The following is a 23,271-nucleotide window of genomic DNA, read 5'->3' as shown; positions in this document are numbered from 1 at the left end:
GTTGTGGCGAAACGCGCCATCGTCGCGGCGAGGGGATCGAAACGCGCCGATCTGACGTTTTGATTCCGATCTTGATCACAGGGAGCAGCATGATGACGATGGGTTCGCACCGCAAACAGGCCATGACCGGGGGCCTCGTCCTGATCGGCGCGCTCGCGCTCGCCGGCTGTGCGGGCATGGGGAAAAAGGACCCCGCCAGCAACCTGCCGGTTCCCGACGCCTATGCCGAACTGACCGACGCGCGCGGCGCCGATCGCGGCCGCGTCGACATTTTCAAGGACGGCAGCGGACTGCGGCTCGAGGTCGTCGCGCGCGGTTTCGGCGCCGGCACCTATGGCATGCACGTCCACGCCGTCGGGCGCTGCGACGCGCCCAAATATACGACCGCCGGCCCGCACTGGAACCCGACGGGTGCCCAGCATGGCCGCGACAATCCGATGGGCGCGCATCATGGCGACATGCCCAACCTCGTGATCGAACCCGATACGATCGGCCGCGCGACGCTGCAGATCGTCGGCTCGCGCCTGACGGGCGACGGCGCGCTGCTCGATGCCGACGGCGCGGCCTTCGTCATCCATGCCAAGCCCGACGATTATAAAACCGATCCCAGCGGCAACAGCGGCGATCGCATCGTTTGCGGTGTGATCACGGCGCCGGCGGGGTAATCGGTCTTCGCGGGGGCAGACGGATTGTCTGCTTTCGACCGATTGCGGACGTTCGCTAAAGCGTCCCCATGGCGGCATCTCGCGCCTGCCGATAGGGCTGAGCGATGACTTGCCATTCTTGAACGGACCGCAGTCTAGCTGCAACCTCTTCCGACACTTCGCGTCGCGGGTCGTTGGCTAGGGCTTCAAGCTTGGCAACAGCCTCCTGCGTGCCGATGTCATGCAACGCCCAGACACATCTGCGGGCGAGAGCTGAACTGTCGTTGTAATCGAGATATGGCAGCCTGCGCTGGGCGCAATCAAACAAGCAGTCAACGCTCCTTGGATCTCGTAGATTTTGAAGAGTGTTCGCTAATTCTTCGTGCCCCTCATGGGCGTCACTGTTCAAAAGCGAACAGAGGATAGGCGTTAATCGACGTGAACGACCGAATAGCTCTCCAAGCTGGCACCAAGCCCAGACAGTTTCATATGAAAGGTCTCCCGAGCAAAGTTCATGAACTAGGTTCGATGGAACCTCATCATACTTGATCTGATATGCAGCAAGGAAATTGCTTAGGGATTTTTCGTCTGTGGGCAAGCTGTCCATTAGATGCAGAGACCACATAATGGTCCGGCAAGCAACGACTGCTTCCCACCCCTAAGCCGCTGCCTCAAGCGCGCGCGCGTTCCTCGATCGTCGCTTCGGCCTCGGGCACCGCCCGATAGGCGTAGATCAGCAGGCCGAGCGCGATCGGCGCGACGCCGATCAGCGACAAGATGCCGGTGCGCAGGTCGCCGACCGGCTTTCCGTCGACGACCGTGCCGGCCAGGTCCGAAATCTGCCCGACCATATAGGGGCCGAACGACAGGCCGACGAGCGTCGTGCCGAGGAAGAAGGCCGCGGTCGCGGTGCCGCGCATCCGCGGCAGCACCAGGTCCTGCGTCGTCGCCGCCGCGGCGCCGAGCGCCGCCGCGCCGAACAGCCCGGCGAGGAAGTTCATGGTGTAGAAGAGAAAGCCGCTTTCGGTCGTATAGCCGATCCAGATCGGGACGATCGGCGCGACGACGCCGAAGATGATCATCAGGATGCGGCCCGCCGGATTTCGGCTGCGCAGGTAATCGGCGACATGCCCGCCCGCAATGACGCCGACGAAGCCCGCTATTGCACCATTGGCGCCCAGCCAGAATGCAAGTTCCGCCTTGGGCAGCTTCAGCACCAGTTCGGCATAGGGCGGCGACCAGAAAGCGAGCGCATAGGCCGCGAGGCTGACAAGGCCATAGCCCAGCGTGGTGCAGATGAAGGCCGGGGTACCCCAGATCAGGCGAAAGGTCGCGGGGTCGCGCGCGCGCAGCGCGCTCGCCCACGAAAAGACCGCATAATAGCCGAGCGCAACCGCCGACCATTGCGGCAGATTATGGGTGAGTTCGATCATCCACCAGGCGAAGGCGGCGAGCGCCGCCGCGACGCCGACATTGATCGCGAGCGCCGTGGGCCCGCGCTTCCACGCGCCCCACAGCGTCAGCGGCGGGACGATCATCGACAGATCCTTGCCGAATTCGCGGAAAGGCGTCGGCGATCCGTGCGTCGGGGTGCCGTCCATCGCGCCGCGCACGGGCTCGCGCAGGCTCGCGACCCACAGAGCGAGCAGCAGCCCGGGAATGCCGACCGCGAGGAACGCCGCCTGCCAGCCGACGAGCCCCATCGGCCCGCCCGCGGGATAGCTCTTGTTCCACGCCCCGACGATCATGGCGCCGATGAACAGCGATACGCCGCCGCCGAGGTAGAGCCCCGACGAATAGATGGCGAGCGCGGTCGCCTTTTGCCGCTTCGGGAAATAGTCGGAAATCAGCGAATAAGCGGTCGGGCTCGCGGTCGCCTCGCCGACCCCGACCCCCATGCGCGCGAGCGTCAGGGTGAGCTGGTTATAGGCAAAGCCCGACGCCGCGGTCATCGCCGACCACAGGGTCAGCCCGATCGACAGCAGTTTGACGCGGCTCCAGTTATCGGCCAGCCGGCCGAGCGGGATGCCGAACAGCGCATAAAAGACCGCGAAGGCGGCGCCGCCGAGGAAGCCCATGTCGCCGTCGGACAGGCCGAGGTCGGCCTTGATGTCGACCGCGAGGATGCTGATGATCTGCCGGTCGATGAAATTGAGGATATAGACGACGACGAGCACCGACAGGACGTACCAGCTGTACCCCGTGGCTTTGGGTTCGGGGCGCGCCGACGCATCGGGCATGACATTCTCGCTGGCGGTATCGGCCATCTGGCAACCCTCTCCCTGACCCATTATCTCTTGTTCTTCATGGCTAGCAGAGCCATGCGCCGGCGCAAGTTGAAAGTCGGTTCAACTTTGAAAGGCTCATGTCGCGATATGCGCAATGATCGAGAAAATCCTCCCGCCATCCTCTTCCTCTGCCTCGGTAACATCTGCCGCTCGCCGCTCGCCGAAGGCGCCGCACGCGCCGCCTTCGCCGCCGCGGGGATCGACGCGACGCTCGATTCGGCGGGCACCGGCGACTGGCACGTCGGCCATCCGCCCGACCGCCGCGCGCAGGCCGAAGCGCACCGCCGCGGCACCGACATATCGACGCTGCGCGCCCGCCAATTGTCGGCGGCGGACTTTTATCGCTTCGACCTGATCCTCGCGGCCGACCAGAGCAATCTGCGCGATGCCCGCGCGATCCGTCCCGCCGATGCAACGGCGGAGCTGAGGCTGATGCTAGACCTGCTTCCCGGGCGTGCCGGGCAGGGTGTGGCCGACCCCTATTATGGCGACGACGATGGTTTCGCCGCGACATGGTCCGACGTCGCGGGGGTTGCCGCGGCGCTCGTCGCCGAATTTTCGCCGTCCAGCGGATAGCGCGCCACGGGGTGATAGCGCGACCCGCCGTGCCCCAGTTCGCTTTCGTAAAGGATGACATGGTCGAAGAGGAAGGTCGGGCTGGCGAGGTCGCTATTCGAGGCGAGGAACGACGCGACGGGTCCGCTCGCCCGGTTCAGCCGCGCCATCGTGACATGCGGGATGAAACTGCGCGTTTCGGGGGCGACGCCGACCCGCGCGAGCAACTGGTCGACCTTGCGATGCAGCGCGGCGAGCGGGCCGTGCGGTTCGACCTTCGCCCAGATCATATGCGGCCGCCCCTGCCGCTCGAACAGGTCGACGCCTGCAATTCGTGCTTCGACCGCAGGCGCATGGAGTGCGCCGAGCGCGGCGGCGATGTCTTCGGCGCGGTGGCGGTCGACCTCGCCGATGAAGCGCAGGGTCAGGTGCAATTGCTCGTCATCCTGCCAGCGCGCACCCGAAATCCCGTGCATCGCTGCGATCAACCGGGCGCGCACGGGCCGCGGCGGACGCAGCGCGACGAACAGGCGGTGTGTGGACATCGCCGCAACATAGGGTGCGACGCGGCGAACCGCGATCCCTAACTGGCACGGCTAGGGTCAGGACCCATTAATTCCGCGCTCGAGGCGTCGAAATGGCGAAGATATCGGGCTTGGGCGGCCTTGCGGGTAGCATCGCTACCCGCAAGGCCGCGCTGGCCCGATATCGAAGCCATTTCGGCGTCCCTTCGGGATTTGACCGATTTTGCCTATGGCGTCGTCGAAAAGTCTGGAAATATCGACATATTCCTGCGCCTTTCTCCTCGCCCTGAGCAAAATCGCTTCAAACCTCGATCGCGGAATTAATGGGTCCTGACCCTGATATGTTGCCGGAATGTTTCCAATGTCCGGTTTCGCTTGAAACGGGCGGGCAAACCCACGATATTGCTGAAACGGCCGGTATGGGCTGGCCGGTGATGGAGATGAAAAATGGCGAATTGGAACGACCCCAATATGGCGGCGTCCGGTTTTGGCGCCGGCGCGAACGCAATGGACCAGGCCGTCGATGCCGGGCTGCGGTCGTACATGCTGTCGGTTTACAATTATATGGGCTCGGGCGTGCTGCTGACCGGCATCGTCGCGATGCTGGCGTTCAACTCGGGCTTTACCCAATCGATGATCGGCAGCCCGCTGATGTGGGTGGTGATGCTTGCGCCGCTGGCCTTTGTGCTGGTGCTGAGCTTCGGCATCAACAAGTTGTCGACCGGCGCCGCACAGGCACTGTTCTGGGTCTATGCAGCGGTGATGGGTCTGTCGATGTCGACGATCTTCCTCGCCTTTACCGCGACCTCGATCGCAACGACCTTCTTCGCGACCGCCGCGGCTTTCCTCGGTCTCAGCCTCTATGGCTACACGACCAAGAAGGACCTGTCGGGCTTCGGCACCTTCCTGATCATGGGCGTCGTCGGCATCCTCGTCGCGATGCTGATCAACCTGTTCGTGCAGTCGACCGCCCTCGGCCTCGCGATCAGCGTCATCGGCGTTCTGCTCTTCGCGGGCCTCACCGCTTATGACACGCAGAAGATCAAGAGCATGTATTTCTATGTCCGCGGGACCGACTTTGTCGGCAAGTCGGTGATCATGGGCGCGCTGACGCTCTATCTCGACTTCGTCAACATGTTCACCTTCCTGCTCAACCTCTTGGGCAGCCGCGACTAAGCGGACGGACAGGAACGAAACAGGAGCCCGGCGGAGCAATTCGCCGGGCTCTTTTTTTGGGGGCGGCATGATGCGGGCGACACTGGTTGCAGGGACAATGTTGCTGGCCACGCCCGCCGTGGCCGCCGAAGGGACGGCCGATTGCGCGATCGCGCCGCCCGCGACCGCCGATCTCAAAAGCTACGCCGCCAGCTTCTTTCCCAAGGCGAGCTCCGCCGACCTCGAAGCGCTCGCTCGATGCCTGGGCGATCCCGATCCGCTGATCCGTGATGGCTTTGCCTTCACGCTCTGGTCCGAAGGACTGCGCGGACGCAAGCTCAGCGCGGTCCAGATGCGACAGGCGTTAACGCAGATGACCGAAATGATGGCCGGGCCCGACGATGCGGCCGGCTTTCGCCGTCCATTCGCCGCGCTCGCGCTGTCCGAAATCGCTCGCGCCGATCGGGTCGAAGCCTATCTGACCGATGCCGAGCTCCACGCGCTTGCCGGGGCGGGCGCCTCCTATCTGCGCGGTGTGACCGACTATCGCGGCTTCACACCGGGCGAAGGTTGGCGGCATGGGGTCGCACATGGATCGGACCTCGCGCTCCAGCTCGCGCTCAATCCCCGCATGACGCGCGCCGACGCCGATTTGCTGCTCGGTGCGATCGGGGCGCAGGTGGCGCCGGCGGCGTCGCCCTATTATCGTCATGGCGAGCCCGCACGGCTCGCGCGCGCCGTCCTGTTTCTCGCGAAGCGCACCGATATCGACGATGCCGCGTGGGCCGCATGGTTCAGGGCGCTGCATCCCGATGCGAGTGCGCGCTGGCGGGATGCCTATGCCGGCGATGCAGGCCTTGCCGCTATCCACAACAGCACGGCCTTCGCAAACGCCATCTATGTCGGCGCAGCCGAAACGCAGGATCCGCAGATCGGGCGCCTTGCCCCGCTGGCGGCCGGATTGTTGAAGGCGCTGCCCTAGGCGGGATTCGCCGCCTGCATTTCGGCGATCAGCGCGTTGTCGATCGCCTTCGCCGCCTTATAGCCCGCGCGCTCGCGCAGCCCCGCGGCATAGGCTTCGAACGCCGGACGCGAGGGGATGGTGCCGAACTGCAGCCCCCAGTCGATCTGGCTGCCGACATAGACGTCGGCGGCGGTAAACCGATCGCCCGCGACATAGGTTTTTCCGGCGACCGCGCTTTCGAGCGCGTCGAGGGCGTGGTCGAGCGAACCGAATCCCGCCGAACGCTGCTGATCCGCGTCGGGCTCGATCCCGAAATGCTTTGCGGTGATCGCCTGCTCGACCGGCCCCGCAGCGAAGAACATCCAGCGGTAATAGTCGGCGCGGTCGGCGACGGCGGGTGCCAGTCCCGCCGACGGGAAGGCGTCGGCAAGGTAGGCGCAGATCGCCGCGCATTCGGTCACCACCTTGCCGTTGTGGACGATCGCCGGGACTTTCCCCATCGGATTGATCGCGAGATAGGCCGCGTCCTTCATCGAGGTGCCATAGCCGAGGATATTCGTCTCATAGGAAGCCCCGACCTCTTCGAGCATCCAGCGGACGATCTGTCCGCGCGACATGGGGTTGGTATAGAAAATCAGCTCGTCGGCCATCGCTTCTCTCCTTGGGGTGTGAGTCGAACGCGAACATAACAGGAACAATATTGCCGTTCCAGCACTCTTGTTTTGTCATGCCATCGGGTTAAGGCAAGGCGATGAGCGACGAACGCATCTGGACCGCCGCCGTGCTGGTGATCGGCGACGAGATTCTCTCGGGCCGCACACAGGACAAGAATGTGTCGCAGATCGCGACCTGGCTCGACGTGCAGGGGATTCGCCTGCGCGAAGTGCGTATCGTCCCCGATGTCGAGGATGAAATCGTCGATGCGCTGAACGCGATCCGCGCGCGCTACGACTATGTTTTCACGACGGGAGGGATCGGGCCGACGCACGACGACATCACCGTCGATGCGGTGGCGAAGGCGCTGGGCGTCGGGGTGATCATCCATCCCGATGCGCGCGCGATCCTTGAGCGCTATTACACCGGGCGCGGCATCGAACTGACCGAGGCGCGGCTGCGCATGGCACGCACCCCCGACGGCGCCGAGCTGATCCCGAACCGCATGTCGGGTGCCCCCGGCATCCGCATCGGCAATCTGTTCGTCATGGCGGGGGTCCCGCATATCACCGCGGGAATGCTCGATGCGCTGACCGGCGAGCTCGAGGGCGGCGCGCCGCTCGTCGCGCATACGATCGGGTCATGGTCTCCCGAGAGCGAAATCGCCGACCTGCTGCGGCAGGGCGAGAAGGATTATCCCGGTGTCGCGATCGGCAGCTATCCCTTTTTTCGCGACGGCAAGGTCGGGGCGAATTTCGTCATCCGTTCGACCGATGGCGCCGAGGTCGCAGCGTGCGTCGCGATGCTCACCGCCGGGCTCGAAGCACTTGGTTATGCGGTGACCGACGGCGGCATCTGATCGGCCGCCTGCGCGCGCGGCAGGCGGCGCAGCATCAGGATCGCGAGCAGACCGAAGATCGCCGCGACGACGAAAGCGGCGCCGGGGAAATGCACCGGCGCGCTATCCGCGGTAAAATACGCCATCGTGCCGGTCAGGAGCAGGGGGGCGACAAGCTGGCCGAGGCCCATCGCCATCGCCGATATCCCCTGCACCTCGCCCTGCGTCTCGGCCGTCGCGCGGCGCGACATCATCGCCATCAGCGAGGGCTGCACCGGCGCCTGCAGCGCGACGGGGATCAGCAGCAGGAAGGCGCCGATGGTCGAGGTCGTGAAGGCGTAACCGATATAGACCGCGACCGCGACGAGGATGCCGAGCGTCGCCGCGTCGCGCTCGCCGAAGCGTGCGACCGCAGGGCCGACGACGAACACCTGTCCGAGCGCGATCATCACGCCGACGGCGGCAAGGCTCGCGCCGATCATCCCCGGCGTCCAGCCGAGCTGCGCGATGCAATAGAAGCTCCACGTCATCGGATAGACGAGACTTGCGATCTGCCACAGCACCAGCACGCTGGCGACGCCGTCCATGCCGGGCAGCGTGCGCATCGTCTTCCACGCGCCGAGCGGATTGGCGCGGCGCCAGTCGAAGGCGCGGCGGCGGTCGGCGGGCAGCGTTTCGGGGAAGATGAAATAGCCATAGAGCATGTTGGCTGCGGCGAGGATCGCGGCGGCGACGAAGGGCGCGCGCGGGCCGATCTCTCCGAGGAATCCGCCGATCGCGGGCCCCGCGACGAAACCGATGCCGAAGGCGGCGCCGACGAAGCCGAAATTGCGTGCGCGCTCTTGCGGCGCGGTAATATCGGCAATGGCTGCCTGCGCCGCGGCGTAGCTGCCGCCGAAAATGCCCGACAGCGCGCGTGCGACGAACAGCCAGGGCAAGGTTTCGACGACCGTCAGCAGCGCGTAATCGATCGCGAGCCCGCCGAGTGCGAGCAGCAATACGCGCCGCCGCCCGAAATGATCGGACAGGTTGCCGAGTACGGGCGAGGCGAGGAAGGTCGCGACCGCCATGACGAGGCCGATCCAAGCGCCGACCTCGATTGCGTGGGGCAGGTCGATCCGGCCGACCTCCATCACGAGCTGCGGCAGCACCGGCATGATGATGCCGAAACCGACCGCGTCCATGAAGATCGTCGCGACGATAAACGGAATGGTATGCCGAGGTGTCACTTGTGCTTTTTCCCAACTGTCATTAGCGGCACCGATCCCCCCGCCATGCGTTGCCGATAGATGAAACTCGAAATCTCCGCCTCCCTAAATTACCGGCTGTCCGAGCCCGTCGACCTGATGCTGCAGATCGAGGCCGCGAACGGCCATGGCCAGTCGGTTCTCGAAACCTCGCTCGACCTTGGTACGCCCGAGTTCGTTGCGCGCGTTCCGGCCGCGGAGGGGCTTTGCGAGCCGATCTGGCTACGCGCGTCGGGCAGCCTGCGCGCCGAATATCGTGCGCTGGTCGAGGTCGATCGGCCCGACACCGACTTTCGCGCGCTCGCCGCGGTGCCGCTCCACCGCTTGCCCGCCGAAGCGATCCCCTATCTCAACGAATCGCGCTATTGTCCGTCGAACAAGTTTCACGCCTTCGTCGAGCGCCGCTTCGGCGATCATGAGGGCGGCGCGAAGATCGGCCGGATGCGCGACTGGATCGAAAGCCGCTTCACCTATGTCGCGGGCGCGAGCACGTCGGAGACCGGCGCGCTCGACAGTTTCGTCGAACGGCGCGGCGTGTGCCGCGACTATGCGCATGTGATGATTGCGCTCGCGCGTGCCGCGCATATCCCGGCGCGCATGGCGAGCGCCTATGCGCTGCGCGTCTCGCCGCAGGATTTTCACGCCGTCGCCGAAGTCTATCTCGATGGCGACTGGCACCTCGTCGACGCGACCGGAATGGCGCGCGCCTCGGAAATGGCGCGAATCTGCGTCGGTCGCGACGCGGCCGATGTCTCTTTCCTCACCGCCTATCGCGATATCGCGTTCGTGAACCAGTCGGTGAAGGTCGAGCGCGTGACGGCCTGAAGCCTCGTCGAGCAAGCACGGCTCGCCATCGCCTGCAGAATGGAAGGCCGCGGCGCGTTCGCCGCGAAAACTGGAGCGGGCGAAGGGATTCGAACCCTCGACCCCAACCTTGGCAACTTCGATGAGCAGCTTCTCCATGCTTTCCAGGGCCACGCCATGATACGATTTATCTATTAATTATTGATATTTATACTTTTCTATCGCATCCTACTGCTGGACGCGATTGGGCGTCTCATGGAGACAATTTGGAGACAATGCCCTTTTCTCTAGGCTTTGTCTCCAACTGGAGGAACACCATGCCAACCAGTAAGCTGACCAAGCGCGTGATCGATGCGCTCGTGCCGCCGGCGAAGCAACAGACCGTTCTTTGGGATACCGAACTGAAGGGCTTCGGCGTGCGAGTGCTGCCATCCGGCCTCAAGACGTTCATCGTCCAGTATCGCAACGCCGGGGGTATTAAGCGCCGCATCAATATCGCGCGCTATGGCATACTGACGGTCGATCAGGCGCGCGACCAAGCCAAGCTCAAGCTGGCAGTGGTCATTGGCGGCGAAGACCCCGCCGATGAGATTCGCCAGGCGCGCAAGGGAATGACTGTCGAGGAAATGTGCGACTGGTATCTGACCGAAGCGCGGGCGGGCAACATCCTCGGTCGCAAGTACCTGCCGATCAAGGAGTCATCGCTGGACATGGATGAGAGCCGGATCAGGACGCACATCAAACCGCTCCTGGGCAAGCGGGTCGTGAAGCATCTGACCATCGCTGATGTCGAGCAGATGCAGACCGATGTGAAGGACGGGAAGACAGCGAAGCCGCGCAGCGGCGGCCGGGGTGGCATGGCAACCGGCGGCGCCGGTGTGGCGGCGCGCTGCGTCGGCACGCTCCAGGCCATCATCGGCCATGCGAAGCATAAGGGCCTGCTCGACGCTCACCCAACGCAGGGAGCGAAAAAGCTGGCTGGGAAGAAGAAGACCCGGCGCCTGAGCGCCGCCGAGATCGTGATGATAGGCAAGGCGATGACTCATGCAAAATGCAACGGGGAAAACCCCGTCGCGCTTGCCGTACTGCGCACATTGCTGTTGACCGGATACCGTCGGGAAGAAGGCCAGGCGATGCACCATACTTGGGTTAAATCAGCCAGCGGCTATGTGGCATTCCCCGACACAAAGGGCGGCGCGCAGCTTCGGGCGATCGGACCAGCGGCAGTGAGGGCTATCGAGAGTCAGCCGGTCATCGCGGGCAACCCCCACGTCTTCCCGTCCGAAGTCGGGACAGGGGCTTTTACAGCCGTCAGTGCTTGCCTTCAGCGCGTTGCCAAGCTGGCCGGAATCGTGGGTATCACGCCCCATACACTACGCCACACATTCGGCAGCATTGCGGGAGATCTCGGCTTCTCAGAATTAACAATCAGAGCCATGCTCGGCCACGCATCGCAGAACGTCACGCAGGACTACATTCACATCGACGAGGCGCTCAAGCTCGCCGTAAAACAAACTTCGGATGAGATCGAGCGCCTGCTGGCTGAAGGAGCAATGAAACTCGGCACGATGCAAGCCGCCACCTGAGACCGTGCAGGAGGATAGGTCAAATCAACGCAAAATCACAACTTTGCTTGGCTGCCTCAATCACTTCGCCTTAAATGCCATGATGGACACTAACCAGCCTTTCTCCGACCGTACATTGGTCGCCGAATATGTTGAAACCACACCCAGAAAAGTGCCGGGGCTTGCCGACCTTCATCGCATGGCCATGCTGTTGATGGCCGAGCGACTTCCGGAAGGCGCCAGAATTCTTGTATTGGGAGCCGGTGGCGGATTGGAACTTAAGGCGTTCGCCGAAGCACAAGCCCATTGGACGTTCGAGGGCGTAGATCCATCCGTCGAGATGCTCGACTTGGCACGAAGCGTCGTGGGTCCGCTTCAATCGCGCATCGAATTTCGCAATGGCTACATCGATTCGGCTTCCTCAAATCCGTTCGACGGTGCGACCTGCCTCTTGACCATGCATTTCCTAGATCGCGATGAACGTCTGCGAACGTTGAAGGAAATTCATCGAAGGCTGAAACCGGGTGCGCCACTAATTGTCGCACACCACAGTCGTCCCGATAGCGGGGAACTGTCTGCTTGGTTGGTGCGGTCAGCGGTGTTTGCCGGAGGCCCCGAACTAGACTTTGACAAAGCCGCCAGATCAGCGGCGGTGATGACCGAACGCCTGCACTTATTACATTCTAACGAGGAGGAGGCGCTTTTGTCTGAAGCCGGTTTTTCCGACATCGCGCTGTTTTACGCCGGTTTCTCATTTCGGGGCTGGGTCGCGTTCCCTAACTGACATTTTAGGCTGCGCGTTGATCATCCCTTAGTAGAGGTTGTCTTTGTAATCCTTATCGAGACTCTTTTTCAGCAGACCTGCTACTCCCGGAACCGACACACCCACCCTGGCCAGCGATGCTCCAAGGCCGCCAACTTTATTGAGCTTGATATGTTCGACGAAAAGCTTGGCAGCGTCGATGTCGCTTTTCTCTTGAAGGGGCCACGGGGTCGTCCGCCGCAGAACGGCGCTTTCGCGCAGTTCCATCGTCTCGATTTCCACCCGGATTGCCAAGAGAGGCGTTTTTTCTTTGACTGTGAAGCGCGAGCGCACATGTTCGTCTGTGGTAATTTGCGCTCGTCCGCGAACTGCGGCGATGCCTGCCGCGCCGGGGATCATGAGCAACAGCGCGACTTGCGGCCGATTGACGATGTTGCGGAAGCTGTCGACGCGGCGATTGCCCGGCCGATCTGCAAACCAGACGGCATCACCGTCCAGTTGCGCCATGCACCCGGCGGGGTCGCCTTTGGGACTGAGGTCGGCCCGGCCTTCCGCGCCGACGCTGGCCAGCGCCAGAAAACGACTGCCGGCGATAAACTCGGATGGGCTGTCAGGTGCTATCGTCGGCTCGGCCTCCCAGAATGCCGAACGGAGGAGTGCTTTGCCGCAGTGACCGTAGCATTCCTCGACTTGGACACGGACGTGCTCGCCTTCAAGCCCAGAAACCCTGCCATTTATCCGAAGGGCCTCTCCAATGCCCGGTAACAGGAAGAGTGATCCGAATGCAGCGCCGTGCTGGATCAGGCTGGCGTCGTCGAACGACGCGAGCGGAAGGTGCAGTTCGCGGCAATTTCCTTTGGCCCATCCGGCCACACCGCCCATGAGTGTCGCGGAAACTCCGCCACCGCTGTCGCCAAGCGCGGCAAAAGCCAATGGTGCTTGCGAAATCCAGCGCAGGGCGCCGACATCGAGATAGTCGATGACCTTCAAATGCATGGGAGCCGGCGTTTTGCCGATCACGCTCTCTATCTCGTCAACGGTCGATATCATGTGCGCTGTCATCAATGCCGATCCCTTGCCTAACTCGCGGATGTGGACCCGCCCCGTGGGTAGCATCATAACTCCTAGCGGTTGGCCGCATTAAATCAGTCAAGCCAATCAATGGCAGGATGCAGCCAAACTGAGGTGATTGTCTTCTTCCGAGAACCAACATCGGGGCTAACACGGTTTCGTCATTACACGCGCAGAGCTGCCGTGGGCCGAGAAGTCGGGCAGCGGCTTTGTGCTGCCCCCCTTCTTTCGACCGCAGACGATCCAGGAAGATTGTCTTTTGGCGGAAATAAGCAACACTTTGGCGGCCAGTCAGAATGACGCCAGTTGCAGAGGCCTGTATCCAATTTGGACATGAGGTGGTTGCTGCAGGCTTCCCGATTGAAAGGACTCTCATGTCGACGTTGAACGACAAACAACTCGCCGAGCTTTTACAGAAGCTCCATCGGGACGCGGAATTGACCGACAGCAAGGTCGCATCGGAGATGGAAGCGGCAGGCGTTTCGATGGAGCAAGCGGCAACACTGCTCATCGCGCAAGAACGGGACAACTATCGTGCCTTATACGGCGGCTATGCGGACACTTTTCTGGCGATTAGTCGGGATTACGGTCGCTTCCTCTACGCGATGGCGCGCGCCTGCAAAGCGACACAGATCGTTGAGTTCGGCAGTTCGATGGGAATCTCGACGCTTTATCTCGCCGCCGCTCTGCGCGACAATGGTGGTGGACGGCTGATCGGCTCCGAGTTGGAGTCGTCCAAGGCAGCGTTCGCCCGGTCGAATCTGGAAGCGGCAGGACTCGGCGATCTCGTCGAGATACGCGAAGGCGATGCGCTCGAAACGCTGGAGGATGTCGGCGGCGACATCAATTTTGTCTTCCTCGACGGCGCTTGGTCGCTCTACCTGCCTGTGCTTAAGCTAATCGAGCCCCACCTTTGTCTTGGCGCGCTGGTGCTAAGCGAAAACACCTTCGCGGAAGACTATCGCTTCTATGTCCGCCACCCCGTGAACGGCTATATCGCACACGCACTGGCTATCGATGAGGGCCGTGGGAACGAGTGCGCCGTGAGGGTCGGATGATACCCTCGACAGGATCGGAACCAGCCACCGTGTCCGCGCCGGGTGGGCGGATCAGCAAGATGCTGATCGATCTGTTCATGAAGCGAGCAACAGTGGCAGCGCTCGACGACATTGGCGAGCTTTATCGGCTCGTCACGTTCGAAGGCTCCGGTCTTCGCGACATCGCTTGGGTTCCGGGTGCGCAAATCCAATTCCCGATGGCGGGCTCGGTACTCGCCGTGCGGACGTATACGCCGATCGAGTGGAATGCCCAGGCGGGGCGTCTCGTAATCCTCGCCTATCTGCATGGCTTGGGGCCAGGGAGCGCATGGTTTAGCGGGCTAGTGCCCGGACAACAGTGCGATCTCTATGGACCGCGCAAATCGATCGATGCGCGTGCTTTACCAGGAGCACTCGCGGTATTCGGTGACGAGACGTCAATCGGCCTCGGCTATACCTTGGCCCGCCAAGACCCTCAAAAGGTAGTCTCCTTATATTTGGAGATAGGGGATGTGGTGTCGGCAGAGCGCGTCATTGCTGACCTCGGCATTGAGAACGTCACCCTCTTTGCCAAGCGAGAGGACGAGGCGCATCTGGTTCAAATGGAAGAGATGCTTGCTCCACTGGTGAATAGGGGCACGTCTTTCGTGCTGACCGGTAAGGCCGGCACAATTCAGCGACAGCGACAAGCGCTGAGGAAGCTGGGGGTTTCGTCAAACCGCATCGCCACCAAAGCCTTCTGGGCTACCGGAAAGCAGGGGCTTGATTGAGAATGGGCTGGGCCACCCGTCCAGATATCGGCGGAGTTAAACGCCTGCGGATCTGCATGAACTTCGCCATTGCCTTAGATGCGGCCGCTACCACCCGTAGTTTGCGCCGGTCACGACCATAAGAATATTCGTGGGATCGTACACATGGCTTCTGCCTCTCTGACCATGCCCGCAGGCTAGCGAGATTTCATCGCTTTGACGAAACCCCGTGTAATGAGCCTCGTTATCTTCACCGGCCTTTGCGGTCTCTTGGTCGCGCCAGGGCACATTCATCCAGTGCTAGGCTTCACTGCTGTCCTGTGCATCGCGCTCGGCGCAGGCGGTGCGGCGGCGCTCAACCAATGGTGGGAGGCAGACCTCGATGCAGGAATGAAGCGCACCGCCAATCGCCCGCTCCCCGCAGCGAGGATGGAAAGGATTTCGGCACGAGACTTCGGCATCTGCCTCTCAGTCGGCTCCGTGCTGCTGATGGGGCTTGCCATTGGCTGGTTCACGGCCGCGCTGCTCGGCACCTCGATCCTCTACTATGTCCTGATCTAAACGATCTGGCTGAAAACCCGCACGCCGCAGAATATCGTGATCGGCGGTGGAGCAGGCGCCTTTCCACCACTGATCGGCTGGGTTGCAGTAACGGGGGATGTCACGATCCTGCCGATCATCCTATTTGCTATAATCTTTCTCTGGACTCCGCCACATTCCTGGGCGCTCGCTCTCTTCGCGCGGTCCGACTACACCAAGGTCGGCATTCCTATGATGGCGGTCGTCGCAGGCGATGCCGTGACGCGCAGGCTGATCCTGGCCTATTCAGCGCTACTTCTGCCGGTGACTTTGCTACCTTGCGCCTTTCCAGGCCAGGAGGGTGGCTTCGGCATAGTCTACGGCTTGGCGGCATTCACGCTGTCGTTGAGCTTTCTCGGATTGGCATCGCGGGTAGGACTTCGCGCGCACCGCGATGATCGCATGAAGCCTGAACGGCAACTATTCACTTTCTCGATCTTCTATCTGTTCGCATTGTTCGCGGCGCTCGTGGCGGACCGCCGGCTCGGCTGACGAGCAAGCATCGCATCTCGTTGAGCATAGCGACATCATCGTGGTCAATCGATAGCAGGCTACAGTCTAAGGATGCCGCCGTCTCATCCAGATGCCGACATCTTGTTGAACCGTTTCCGATAGACCGCAGGAGTAATCCCCATGGATCGACGAAACGTTGCTCTGAACGTCACCGGAGACGCAAATCCGCTCGCGAACGCGATCTGATCTATCGTGGCGGCTTCCTGTTCCAACAGTTCCTGCGCACGGCGCAGGCGTACCATCTGCAACCACTGCACAGGACTGGTTCCCGTCTGTTCTCGAAACCGCCGAGCAAAGGTGCGCTCGCTCATCCCAGCATGCGCTGCCATCTGGGTAACGATGAGCGGTTTGTCGATATTCGAAAGCATCCAATCCAGCACGGGTGCCAGGTTAGCCGCCGTGGCCGGAGGCTCATGCTGAATGTATTGCGCCTGTCCGCCGTCGCGATTGAGCGGCGCCACCGCCAGCCGGGCTGCCCGAGCGGCAGCCGCCTGACCGAAGTCCCGGCGCAATATGTGCAGGCACAGGTCCATGCCGGCCGATGCGCCGGCCGATGTAAGGATTCGCCCATCGTCAACGAACAGAACATTGGGATCCACCTTGACCCGTGGGTAGCGCGCCGCCAACGCGTGTGCGCCAGCCCAATGCGTGGTCGCGCGACGTTCATTCAAGAGGCCGCAGGCCGCAAGTACGAACGCCCCGGAACATATCGACGCGATGCGCGCGCCATTTCGCCATGAGGAGAGGATTACGGTGATGACCGCATCCGGCACCGTGCGATCGATATCCTCGATTCCCGCGACGATCAGCGTGTCCACGTCAGACGCAGCATCCAGACCGAAGGGCGGGCGGATGGCAAAAGCGCTCGATCTGACTTCAGCGGTCTCGCCGCATACCCTGACCTCATACAGAGGCGCGCCGCTCTCTGACAGCGCATGCCCGAATACGCCGCAAGGGATGGCGAGATCATATGCGACCACGCCATCCAGCGCCAATATACCAATCCTGTGAGCCATTTCTCGTCCAATGGTGTTGCTCGGCATCCAAAAGATAGCATGATTTGCCGTTGGCAGAAAACGATCACTTATTGTCGATCCTGCCACTACGCTCATCAGCCACGAGGCGATAATCCCTGGAAGACATTCCAAAGGACAATCGCCATGATCGCGCTTTCGACATCCCCTTCCGATCCGTCCCAACTCACATTGGGCATGCTACTTTATCCCGGTTTCACTCTGCTCGATCTTGCAGGGTCTCATGCAGCGCTGGGTTTTCATGGCAGGACACTGCTCCTGTCCAAAACCCGCGATCCGGTGGCAACCGATAGTGGCGTCACGATAAACCCCAACACATTGCTCTGCGAATGTCCCGAACCTCTCGACGTCCTGATGATCCCGGGCGGTTTCGGCACCGATGCCGTGCTGGAGGATGAGGAAATCGTCACCGCCGTCGCGCATATCGGACGAACCGCACGCTACGTAACCAGTGTCTGCTCTGGCTCGCTGATCCTGGCGAAAGCAGGATTGCTCGATGGATACCGGGCGACGACCCACTGGGCGCTGCATGATCGCCTTGCCAACAGCACCGCCGTGGCGGTGCGCGAGCGAGTCGTAGTCGATGGCAACCGAATTACCGGCGGCGGGGTGACGGCAGGCATCGATTTCGGGCTAACTCTGCTGGCCGAATTGCGCGGCGAGGAACCAGCCAAGCTCACGCAACTCATGATGGAATATGATCCGGCTCCGCCGTTCGACAGTGGTACGCCGGAAAAGGCTGGCCCTGAACTGACGATCCTCGCGCTTCAGTCGATCGGGGTGGCGATGGAGCCCATCATGGCGGCGGCCGACGCTGCATGAGTTTGCCGGACAACCAAGCCGACCCGGCTTTCCTTCGCCAACTACGACTCATGGCCATGGTCGAGGCGTCGACGCTCGTCGCGCTGCTATTCGTCGCGGTGCCGCTCAAGCATCTGGCTGACTGGCCGCTGGGCGTTCGCGCGATCGGCCCGATCCATGGACTAGCCTTTCTCGGCTATATCTGGATGCTATTTCAGGGCGCGGGGGCAGGACTTTTCCGGCAGCGCCGCGCGTGGCCGCTGGTGGTCAGCGCTTTTATTCCCTTTGCCGGTTTCATGACGGCGCACCGGCTGTCGCATCAGATCGGCGCCGCATCGCCATTGGAGAGCAATGGCCGATGACTGCGAACCTCTATCCCTGGATCAAGGCACTGCACGTCACCTGTGCAATGCTGTTCGTGAGCGGCCTCATCTGCGCCTCGCTCCTGCTCCACTTCGCACGAACGTCGCCGGATGGCGCGGTCGCACGCGCCTTGGCGTTCCGGCGCTGGGACAGTCGAGTGACAATGCCGGCAATGATCGGCGTCTGGGCCTTCGGCATCGCGATGGCTCAGTCGGTAGGCTGGTTCACCAACGGCTGGCTACAGGTAAAGCTGGGGATCGTCCTTTTGCTCTCGGCGGTCCACGGCATGCAGTCTGGACGCCTACGCCGGGCAAGCGCCACGATCGAGCCGATACCCGGCATGAACTGGCTCCCGACGATCCTCGTGTCAGTCACCGCAATCGTGGTGCTGGCCGTGGTAAAACCCTGAACGCGGAGCATAAGGCCATGCGACTCTTTGTGGCTGGTGCGTCCGGCCGGGTCGGGCAGTGCGTCGTCGCGCAGGCCCTGAATCTCGGTCATGAGGTGACGGCACTGGTCCGCCGTCCCGATGCGTTGCCCGTGCGGTCAGGTCTGACGATCGTCGCCGGGGAAGTCGCCGGACAATCCCGCGACTGGGCGCACAGCGTTCGCGATCATGACGCGGTGATCTCGACGCTTGGCAATCCTTTGTGGCTTAAAGGCCTGCATGGTCCGGCGATCGTCGCCCGGGCATTCGACAATCTGACCGAAGCCATGTGGAGCAATGGTGTCAGCCGCTTCGTCACGGCTCTGGCCTGGGGCACCGGCATGTCACGCAAGCCGGCCGGTCTGTTGGTCCGCGCCATCGCCGCGACCCTTATTCGCCGCGACTACAAGGATTTTGACGCTGCGGAACGGCTTCTGGACGAAAGCGGCCTCGACTGGACCATCGCCTATTTCGGCGCGCTCACCGACGCGCCCGCTTCGGGCGGGTGGAGTGTCACCGAGTTGCCGGAAGCCCCGCGCCACCTTGCGATCGCACGGGCCGATGTGGCGGCCTTCCTCATAGACGCCGCGACAGTAGCGCAGGCGGCACTGCCGCGCCGCGCCGTGCTGAGCGGAGCACCGGCATGACCGCATTGCACGGCAAGTTGGTGGTGGTCACCGGCGCCAGCTCCGGCGTCGGCGAAGCCGCAGTACGCATGTTGCACGAACGGGGCGCACGCGCGGTCGCCATCGGCAGGTCCGAGGTGCAGACCCGGAAGATTGGCGAGGAGCTTGGTATCCCGACCTATACGGTCGACTTCGCCGATCTGAACAGTATCCGGCGCTGCGCCGCGATGCTTCGCGACGATCTTGATCGGATCGACATCCTTGCGCTGAATGCCGGCGCCGTGGTGCCCAGCCATCATCCGACGATTGACGGGCTCGAGCCCAATTTGCAGGTGAACGCGATCGGGCCATGGCTCCTGCTCCGTCTGCTGGCGGATAGAATTGCCGGCGGGCGCGTGCTCTCCACCTCGTCGCCGACGCACAAGAAGGCCTCATTGGACCTGGATATACTCAACGCCAAAGGCCGGTTGGGCTGGCACGCCGTATACGCCCGGGCGAAACTCGTTCACGCCCTGTTGCTCCGCGAATTCGGCCGGCAGCACCCCGACGTCGATGTCGGGGATTTCCATCCCGGTATCATCGCGAGCGGCATGGGCCGTTACATGGGCATCTGGGGCTCGATCCTGACCGTGATCGCACGCCCCTTCCTGAACACGCCGCAGGATGGCGCCCGCCGGATGCTGGCGCTGATCGAGCGCAATGAGCCGCTGTCGGGTGGCTATTATGAGGAAGGCCACAGGAGCGCCGGATCGCCTCTTCTCCATGATCAGTCGGTGGCCCGGCTTATATGGTCCTGGAGCGAGGACCATATAAGCCGGGCCACCGACTGAGAGGCAGGTGCCGGAGGGGGCGGTTAGAACTCGGCAGCCAGGGACATACTGACGCTCCGAGGTGCCCCCGGCACGAGCAGGCTCGCCGGCTGCCAGTATCTCTTGTCGAACAGGTTGGTGACCGAAACGCGCGCTGTCATCGGCATTCCGACCGCCTCAAACCGATACCGAAGGCCTGCACTCGCAGTAAAGAAATCGTCCAGCTTGAGAGTATTGAGTGCATCCTGATAGCTGTCGCTGGTGTAATTCAGGGTAGCATTCAGTGCGAACCCGGCGAGTTCAGGTGGAGCATATTCGACAAAAAGCTTGGCCTGAAAGTCCGGAACGGCCGGTGGTTTCTTGGCGACAAGCGTGGGAAGACCGTTGCGAATTTTCGGATCGAGCAATTGAATGCCGCCGATGAAGCGCCATGCACGCCCTACATTGCCTGACAGGGCGACTTCCGCCCCGTCATGGCGCTGGATGCCATTCTGGGTATAGACTGGGAGCTGGCCTGCGCGCGCTTGCAGGAATTCGAAAGCGCGCTCGATCCGGAAGATGGCGGCGGTTGCGAGCAAACCGCCGAGTTGCGCCTTCACCCCTGCTTCATATTGTTTGCTCACCATCGGCGGCTGGACCTCGCCGGCGTTGGCCGAGCCCGCCGGGGCGGTTCCGCCGGCTTGAAGCGATTGCGCGTAAGAAGCGTAAGCCGTGATATCAGACGACGGTTTCCACAGGAGCGCGGTCGTTGGCGTGAACTTCTTGCGGTCGTCCCGCTGGGTCACAGCGCCGGTAGGCGCAAAATTGGTTTGATCGCGCCAGACGTAGCGGCCACCGACAAGCAATTGCCAGTGCTCGCCGATCCCGACCGTATCGCTCAGAAAGGCGGCCTTCTCGGTAAGGTTCTGGGAACGATAGCCCAGGCGCAGGCTCGGCACCTCGACGCCGGGGTCGGGGAAGTCGGGCAGATCGACATAGATGTTGCCGCCGGGGAGAAACGATCCGGTCGTGGTCAAGCCGTTGCTCGCGCGCCCTGTCAGCGTTTCCTGCCGTGTTCCGTAGAGGCCGATGGTGATGACGTGGTTGATCGGCCCGGTATCCACCGAACCGGAGAGGCGGAGTTGGCCCGCCTTGGTGACCTGGCGGCGATTGATGTTGAAGTTGCCGTAAAGCGTGTCGCCGGCTGGATTGATCATCATCCGGGCGGTGTCGAAGAAGGAGAAGACGTTGCGCGTGATCGCACCGTCGAGCCTGGCGGTCCAGTCGCCACCGAGCTGCTGGATCAAGGCGAGATTGCCGCTGTCGATCTCGTAGCGATAGCCGCCATAGCGAGCGCCGAGCCTGGTCGTTCCGGAAATCGGGTCGGGGATGCCAAGCCCCGGCGAAAGCAGGATACCAAATGCGCTGCCGATGAGCCGGCGGCGGCTGTGCTGACCATCGAGTTGGATCGTCGTCGTCGGGGTCAGCGTGAAATTATTGTTCAGGCCAATCGCGTAACGGCGGATGCCCGTGTCGAGATATCGGTTGGTTCCGCGTTCGCCCGCAACATTGAGGCGTGTGCCAAAGCGGCCGTCGCTCGTGGAGATGCCCGTATCGACATGCCCGCGGAAGAGACTATCTTGCGTGTAGCCGACTTCGGCGTCCAGAAACGGTTGCGAACGGGGACGCTTGCTCACGAAGTTGACGATGCCGCCGGGCGAGGTGAAACCAAACAGGAAACCGGCTGCACCCTTCAGAATCTGTACGCCGTCATAGAGTTCAAGTGGCGGATCGGATCGGCTTCCGCCTAGCCCGGGCACCGAGTCCATATAGTAGGTCGACGCGGAGAAGCCGCGCAACAGGAAGTCGGAACCTTCGGTGACGTCGGACAGGTTGGTGGTCGCGGATGGCTCCAGCCGAACCAGGTCGGTGAGCGAGCGCGCCTGGATGTCCTTGATCGTCGCGCCGTTGAACGTGGCTACGGAGTAAGGCGTGTCCAGCACCGGCCGATCGCCGAGCGCGCCGAGTGAAGGCGTCGCCGCCCGCTTCCCCATGACCAGGATGTCGTTGGCTTGCGCCGACCTACCTTCCGTTGATTGTTGGCTGTCTGAATTGTCGTCGATGGACGAACGATTTTCCTGCGCCACCGCCGGCGTGGCAATGTTCAGGGCGAGACCTGCCACCCCGCATAAAGATATATACCGCAAAAGAGCCCACATTTCTAGATAATGACATTCATTATCATCTTTGGGCTGATTACTGAGCGGGCGGGAGCATCGGTAACGTCGGCGCGCCAATCGATACCAGATTGACGCCACATGCAGTTTCACGGTCGCTGGCAGGACCTGATCTAGCTTTGCCTCCGATACATGGCTGGCGTCACCCCGAACGTGCTGCGAAAGAGGCCGATAAACGCACTACCGGTCGAATAACCAAGATCCAGAGCAATGGTCGTCACAGGAACATCAGCAGCCAAAAGCTCCAACGCGCGAAGCAAGCGGACCCGCTGCCGCCATGTGGTAAAGCTGAAGCCGGTTTCCTGGACGAAGCGTCGGCTCAGAGTGCGCGGACTTACTGCAGCCCAGGCGGCCCAGGAATTGAGATCACGCCCGTCCGAGGGATCCGCCATATAGGCGTGAGAAATTCGGAGCAGTCGCGGGTCTCGCGGTAACGGCAGTCCAAGTGTTTCCACGGGCATGGTGCGGATTTCGTCCACGACCACTTCCGCAATATGCTGCTGCGAGGCGTCGAGGTGATCACCGCTGCCCCACTGCGCGGCGCGAAGCACCGCTTCTTGCAGAAGTTTGGAAGTACGAAATGTGCAAGGCTGATCCGGTAAATCCTGGCAAGCCGATGGTTCGACGAAAACACTCCATCCATTGAAAGCGCCATGCGCATGCGCCGTATGCAGATGGCCCGGCGGCAGCCAGACGGCATGGATCGCCGGAACTACCCAAAGTCCGTTTTCGACATCGACTGACAAAAGACCGCGCATCGATCCCATCAATTGCCCTCGCGCATGTCTATGAGGAGGGGCCGAGAAGCTCTCCGCGTCGAGAGTGCCAGCAACCGCAAACACCAATGGGCCGTCGATCCGATCCAGTTCGTTAGGATCTAGTACAATTTCTGCCATAGATGGCGCAATCCTGATATTATTGTCGCCAATTACCTATATCGGCCATGAGCGGCTGCCCAGTCCTCTCTGACACATGGCGCAAATTTGCTACTCTTTGGCGGGTATGAAGAGGCGGCACGGGCCGCGGCCCGATACAGCCTTACGTG

At 62.2% G+C, this 23,271-nt stretch carries 24 protein-coding genes and 1 pseudogene; 16 read left to right on the top strand and 9 right to left on the bottom strand.

What is annotated here, in order from left to right:
* Positions 1–89 precede the first annotated feature (89 nt).
* Positions 90–665, top strand: a complete 576-nt coding sequence (locus VGU00_RS05515) for a superoxide dismutase family protein (protein WP_327466318.1) — start codon at positions 90–92, stop codon at positions 663–665.
* Between the two features lie 55 nt (positions 666–720).
* On the opposite strand, the gene VGU00_RS05510 is transcribed toward VGU00_RS05515, so the two are convergent.
* Together VGU00_RS05510 and VGU00_RS05505 are read right to left on the bottom strand one after the other, a co-directional pair.
* Positions 721–1,251, bottom strand: a complete 531-nt coding sequence (locus VGU00_RS05510) for a HEAT repeat domain-containing protein (RefSeq protein WP_327466317.1) — start codon at positions 1,249–1,251, stop codon at positions 721–723.
* Between the two features lie 64 nt (positions 1,252–1,315).
* Positions 1,316–2,911: an MFS transporter gene (locus tag VGU00_RS05505; protein ID WP_327466315.1), complete on the bottom strand. Its 1,596-nt coding sequence runs from the start codon at positions 2,909–2,911 to the stop codon at positions 1,316–1,318.
* Between the two features lie 108 nt (positions 2,912–3,019).
* Between VGU00_RS05505 and VGU00_RS05500 the strand changes: the two genes are divergently transcribed.
* Complete coding sequence (locus tag VGU00_RS05500; RefSeq protein ID WP_327466313.1) at positions 3,020–3,508, top strand: low molecular weight protein-tyrosine-phosphatase; 489 nt, start codon at positions 3,020–3,022, stop codon at positions 3,506–3,508.
* On the opposite strand, the gene thpR is transcribed toward VGU00_RS05500, so the two are convergent.
* Entirely contained in the window at positions 3,415–4,032 is a 618-nt protein-coding gene (gene thpR, locus VGU00_RS05495; protein ID WP_327466311.1) for an RNA 2',3'-cyclic phosphodiesterase, read from the bottom strand. The genes VGU00_RS05500 and thpR overlap by 94 nt on opposite strands.
* Positions 4,033–4,458: 426 nt before the next feature.
* On the opposite strand from thpR, the gene VGU00_RS05490 reads away from it, so the two are divergent.
* Together VGU00_RS05490 and VGU00_RS05485 are read left to right on the top strand one after the other, a co-directional pair.
* Positions 4,459–5,187, top strand: coding sequence for a Bax inhibitor-1/YccA family protein (locus VGU00_RS05490; protein WP_327466309.1), 729 nt, complete (start codon positions 4,459–4,461; stop codon positions 5,185–5,187).
* A gap of 67 nt (positions 5,188–5,254) precedes the next feature.
* On the top strand, positions 5,255–6,148 hold the full coding sequence (locus VGU00_RS05485) for a DUF2785 domain-containing protein (RefSeq protein WP_327466307.1): 894 nt from the start codon (positions 5,255–5,257) through the stop codon (positions 6,146–6,148).
* Here the strand turns inward: VGU00_RS05485 and VGU00_RS05480 are convergent.
* The gene (locus VGU00_RS05480) at positions 6,145–6,780 is read right to left on the bottom strand and encodes a glutathione S-transferase family protein (protein ID WP_327466305.1); all 636 of its coding nucleotides are present in this window, start codon (positions 6,778–6,780) and stop codon (positions 6,145–6,147) included. The two genes, VGU00_RS05485 and VGU00_RS05480, sit on opposite strands and share 4 nt — an antisense overlap.
* A gap of 101 nt (positions 6,781–6,881) precedes the next feature.
* Here VGU00_RS05480 and VGU00_RS05475 point away from each other — a divergent pair, with 101 nt between their 5' ends.
* The gene (locus VGU00_RS05475) at positions 6,882–7,643 is read left to right on the top strand and encodes a competence/damage-inducible protein A (RefSeq protein ID WP_327466303.1); all 762 of its coding nucleotides are present in this window, start codon (positions 6,882–6,884) and stop codon (positions 7,641–7,643) included.
* Here the strand turns inward: VGU00_RS05475 and VGU00_RS05470 are convergent.
* Positions 7,616–8,851, bottom strand: coding sequence for an MFS transporter (locus VGU00_RS05470; protein ID WP_327466301.1), 1,236 nt, complete (start codon positions 8,849–8,851; stop codon positions 7,616–7,618). The two genes, VGU00_RS05475 and VGU00_RS05470, sit on opposite strands and share 28 nt — an antisense overlap.
* Before the next feature lie 60 nt (positions 8,852–8,911).
* Between VGU00_RS05470 and VGU00_RS05465 the strand changes: the two genes are divergently transcribed.
* From VGU00_RS05465 to VGU00_RS05455, 3 genes are all read left to right on the top strand, one after another.
* The gene (locus tag VGU00_RS05465) at positions 8,912–9,694 is read left to right on the top strand and encodes a transglutaminase family protein (protein ID WP_327466299.1); all 783 of its coding nucleotides are present in this window, start codon (positions 8,912–8,914) and stop codon (positions 9,692–9,694) included.
* A 296-nt stretch (positions 9,695–9,990) separates the two neighbouring features.
* Complete coding sequence (locus VGU00_RS05460; RefSeq protein ID WP_327466297.1) at positions 9,991–11,259, top strand: integrase family protein; 1,269 nt, start codon at positions 9,991–9,993, stop codon at positions 11,257–11,259.
* A 79-nt stretch (positions 11,260–11,338) separates the two neighbouring features.
* Positions 11,339–12,022: a class I SAM-dependent methyltransferase gene (locus VGU00_RS05455; protein WP_327466295.1), complete on the top strand. Its 684-nt coding sequence runs from the start codon at positions 11,339–11,341 to the stop codon at positions 12,020–12,022.
* Between the two features lie 27 nt (positions 12,023–12,049).
* Here VGU00_RS05455 and VGU00_RS05450 read toward each other — a convergent pair whose 3' ends face one another.
* A complete protein-coding gene (locus VGU00_RS05450) occupies positions 12,050–13,120 on the bottom strand; it encodes a pyridoxamine 5'-phosphate oxidase family protein (RefSeq protein WP_327466293.1) in 1,071 nt (356 codons plus the stop codon).
* 326 nt (positions 13,121–13,446) lie between these two features.
* On the opposite strand from VGU00_RS05450, the gene VGU00_RS05445 reads away from it, so the two are divergent.
* The 3 genes and pseudogenes from VGU00_RS05445 to VGU00_RS05435 all read left to right on the top strand — a co-directional run bounded on the left by VGU00_RS05445 (position 13,447) and on the right by VGU00_RS05435 (position 15,929).
* Positions 13,447–14,130 (top strand): O-methyltransferase, encoded by a 684-nt coding sequence (locus tag VGU00_RS05445; RefSeq protein ID WP_327466291.1) that lies wholly within the window; start codon positions 13,447–13,449, stop codon positions 14,128–14,130.
* Between the two features lie 59 nt (positions 14,131–14,189).
* The gene (locus tag VGU00_RS05440) at positions 14,190–14,879 is read left to right on the top strand and encodes a siderophore-interacting protein (RefSeq protein ID WP_327466289.1); all 690 of its coding nucleotides are present in this window, start codon (positions 14,190–14,192) and stop codon (positions 14,877–14,879) included.
* 213 nt (positions 14,880–15,092) lie between these two features.
* A pseudogene (locus VGU00_RS05435) lies at positions 15,093–15,929 on the top strand (heme o synthase).
* 83 nt (positions 15,930–16,012) lie between these two features.
* Here VGU00_RS05435 and VGU00_RS05430 read toward each other — a convergent pair.
* On the bottom strand, positions 16,013–16,993 hold the full coding sequence (locus VGU00_RS05430; RefSeq protein WP_327466287.1) for a GlxA family transcriptional regulator: 981 nt from the start codon (positions 16,991–16,993) through the stop codon (positions 16,013–16,015).
* 117 nt (positions 16,994–17,110) lie between these two features.
* Here VGU00_RS05430 and VGU00_RS05425 point away from each other — a divergent pair, with 117 nt between their 5' ends.
* Genes VGU00_RS05425 through VGU00_RS05405 form a run of 5 tightly spaced genes read left to right on the top strand, consistent with a single transcriptional unit; the run spans position 17,111 to position 20,031 of the window.
* A complete protein-coding gene (locus VGU00_RS05425) occupies positions 17,111–17,806 on the top strand; it encodes a DJ-1/PfpI family protein (RefSeq protein ID WP_327466285.1) in 696 nt (231 codons plus the stop codon).
* On the top strand, positions 17,803–18,147 hold the full coding sequence (locus VGU00_RS05420) for a DUF3817 domain-containing protein (protein WP_327466283.1): 345 nt from the start codon (positions 17,803–17,805) through the stop codon (positions 18,145–18,147). The genes VGU00_RS05425 and VGU00_RS05420 overlap by 4 nt, the downstream gene beginning before the upstream one ends.
* Entirely contained in the window at positions 18,144–18,557 is a 414-nt protein-coding gene (locus VGU00_RS05415) for a CopD family protein (protein ID WP_327466281.1), read from the top strand. The genes VGU00_RS05420 and VGU00_RS05415 overlap by 4 nt, the downstream gene beginning before the upstream one ends.
* Positions 18,558–18,574: 17 nt before the next feature.
* Positions 18,575–19,222: an NAD(P)-binding oxidoreductase gene (locus VGU00_RS05410; protein WP_327466280.1), complete on the top strand. Its 648-nt coding sequence runs from the start codon at positions 18,575–18,577 to the stop codon at positions 19,220–19,222.
* Entirely contained in the window at positions 19,219–20,031 is an 813-nt protein-coding gene (locus VGU00_RS05405) for an SDR family NAD(P)-dependent oxidoreductase (protein ID WP_327466278.1), read from the top strand. The genes VGU00_RS05410 and VGU00_RS05405 overlap by 4 nt, the downstream gene beginning before the upstream one ends.
* A 23-nt stretch (positions 20,032–20,054) precedes the next feature.
* Here the strand turns inward: VGU00_RS05405 and VGU00_RS05400 are convergent, their stop codons facing one another.
* Together VGU00_RS05400 and VGU00_RS05395 are read right to left on the bottom strand one after the other, a co-directional pair.
* Complete coding sequence (locus VGU00_RS05400) at positions 20,055–22,172, bottom strand: TonB-dependent siderophore receptor (RefSeq protein ID WP_327466276.1); 2,118 nt, start codon at positions 22,170–22,172, stop codon at positions 20,055–20,057.
* A gap of 167 nt (positions 22,173–22,339) precedes the next feature.
* Entirely contained in the window at positions 22,340–23,122 is a 783-nt protein-coding gene (locus tag VGU00_RS05395) for a helix-turn-helix transcriptional regulator (protein ID WP_327466275.1), read from the bottom strand.
* Between the last annotated feature and the right edge of the window lie 149 nt (positions 23,123–23,271).

The organism is Sphingopyxis sp. (assembly GCF_035944815.1).
In the GTDB taxonomy this organism is placed as follows: Bacteria; Pseudomonadota; Alphaproteobacteria; order Sphingomonadales; family Sphingomonadaceae; genus Sphingopyxis.
Note: the sequence above shows the minus strand (reverse complement) of the source record. Positions and strands in the feature narration are given on the sequence as shown.

What these genes read in the sequence shown, in the direction of transcription:
- VGU00_RS05515 (WP_327466318.1), top strand. Translation starts at nt 90, where the DNA reads ATGATGACGATGGGTTCGCACCGCAAACAGGCCATGACCGGGGGCCTC.
- VGU00_RS05510 (WP_327466317.1), bottom strand. Translation starts at nt 1,251, where the DNA reads ATGGACAGCTTGCCCACAGACGAAAAATCCCTAAGCAATTTCCTTGCT.
- VGU00_RS05505 (WP_327466315.1), bottom strand. Translation starts at nt 2,911, where the DNA reads ATGGCCGATACCGCCAGCGAGAATGTCATGCCCGATGCGTCGGCGCGC.
- VGU00_RS05500 (WP_327466313.1), top strand. Translation starts at nt 3,020, where the DNA reads ATGCGCAATGATCGAGAAAATCCTCCCGCCATCCTCTTCCTCTGCCTC.
- thpR (WP_327466311.1), bottom strand. Translation starts at nt 4,032, where the DNA reads ATGTCCACACACCGCCTGTTCGTCGCGCTGCGTCCGCCGCGGCCCGTG.
- VGU00_RS05490 (WP_327466309.1), top strand. Translation starts at nt 4,459, where the DNA reads ATGGCGAATTGGAACGACCCCAATATGGCGGCGTCCGGTTTTGGCGCC.
- VGU00_RS05485 (WP_327466307.1), top strand. Translation starts at nt 5,255, where the DNA reads ATGATGCGGGCGACACTGGTTGCAGGGACAATGTTGCTGGCCACGCCC.
- VGU00_RS05480 (WP_327466305.1), bottom strand. Translation starts at nt 6,780, where the DNA reads ATGGCCGACGAGCTGATTTTCTATACCAACCCCATGTCGCGCGGACAG.
- VGU00_RS05475 (WP_327466303.1), top strand. Translation starts at nt 6,882, where the DNA reads ATGAGCGACGAACGCATCTGGACCGCCGCCGTGCTGGTGATCGGCGAC.
- VGU00_RS05465 (WP_327466299.1), top strand. Translation starts at nt 8,912, where the DNA reads ATGAAACTCGAAATCTCCGCCTCCCTAAATTACCGGCTGTCCGAGCCC.
- VGU00_RS05460 (WP_327466297.1), top strand. Translation starts at nt 9,991, where the DNA reads ATGCCAACCAGTAAGCTGACCAAGCGCGTGATCGATGCGCTCGTGCCG.
- VGU00_RS05455 (WP_327466295.1), top strand. Translation starts at nt 11,339, where the DNA reads ATGATGGACACTAACCAGCCTTTCTCCGACCGTACATTGGTCGCCGAA.
- VGU00_RS05450 (WP_327466293.1), bottom strand. Translation starts at nt 13,120, where the DNA reads ATGATGCTACCCACGGGGCGGGTCCACATCCGCGAGTTAGGCAAGGGA.
- VGU00_RS05445 (WP_327466291.1), top strand. Translation starts at nt 13,447, where the DNA reads ATGTCGACGTTGAACGACAAACAACTCGCCGAGCTTTTACAGAAGCTC.
- VGU00_RS05440 (WP_327466289.1), top strand. Translation starts at nt 14,190, where the DNA reads ATGCTGATCGATCTGTTCATGAAGCGAGCAACAGTGGCAGCGCTCGAC.
- VGU00_RS05430 (WP_327466287.1), bottom strand. Translation starts at nt 16,993, where the DNA reads ATGCCGAGCAACACCATTGGACGAGAAATGGCTCACAGGATTGGTATA.
- VGU00_RS05425 (WP_327466285.1), top strand. Translation starts at nt 17,111, where the DNA reads ATGATCGCGCTTTCGACATCCCCTTCCGATCCGTCCCAACTCACATTG.
- VGU00_RS05420 (WP_327466283.1), top strand. Translation starts at nt 17,803, where the DNA reads ATGAGTTTGCCGGACAACCAAGCCGACCCGGCTTTCCTTCGCCAACTA.
- VGU00_RS05415 (WP_327466281.1), top strand. Translation starts at nt 18,144, where the DNA reads ATGACTGCGAACCTCTATCCCTGGATCAAGGCACTGCACGTCACCTGT.
- VGU00_RS05410 (WP_327466280.1), top strand. Translation starts at nt 18,575, where the DNA reads ATGCGACTCTTTGTGGCTGGTGCGTCCGGCCGGGTCGGGCAGTGCGTC.
- VGU00_RS05405 (WP_327466278.1), top strand. Translation starts at nt 19,219, where the DNA reads ATGACCGCATTGCACGGCAAGTTGGTGGTGGTCACCGGCGCCAGCTCC.
- VGU00_RS05395 (WP_327466275.1), bottom strand. Translation starts at nt 23,122, where the DNA reads ATGGCAGAAATTGTACTAGATCCTAACGAACTGGATCGGATCGACGGC.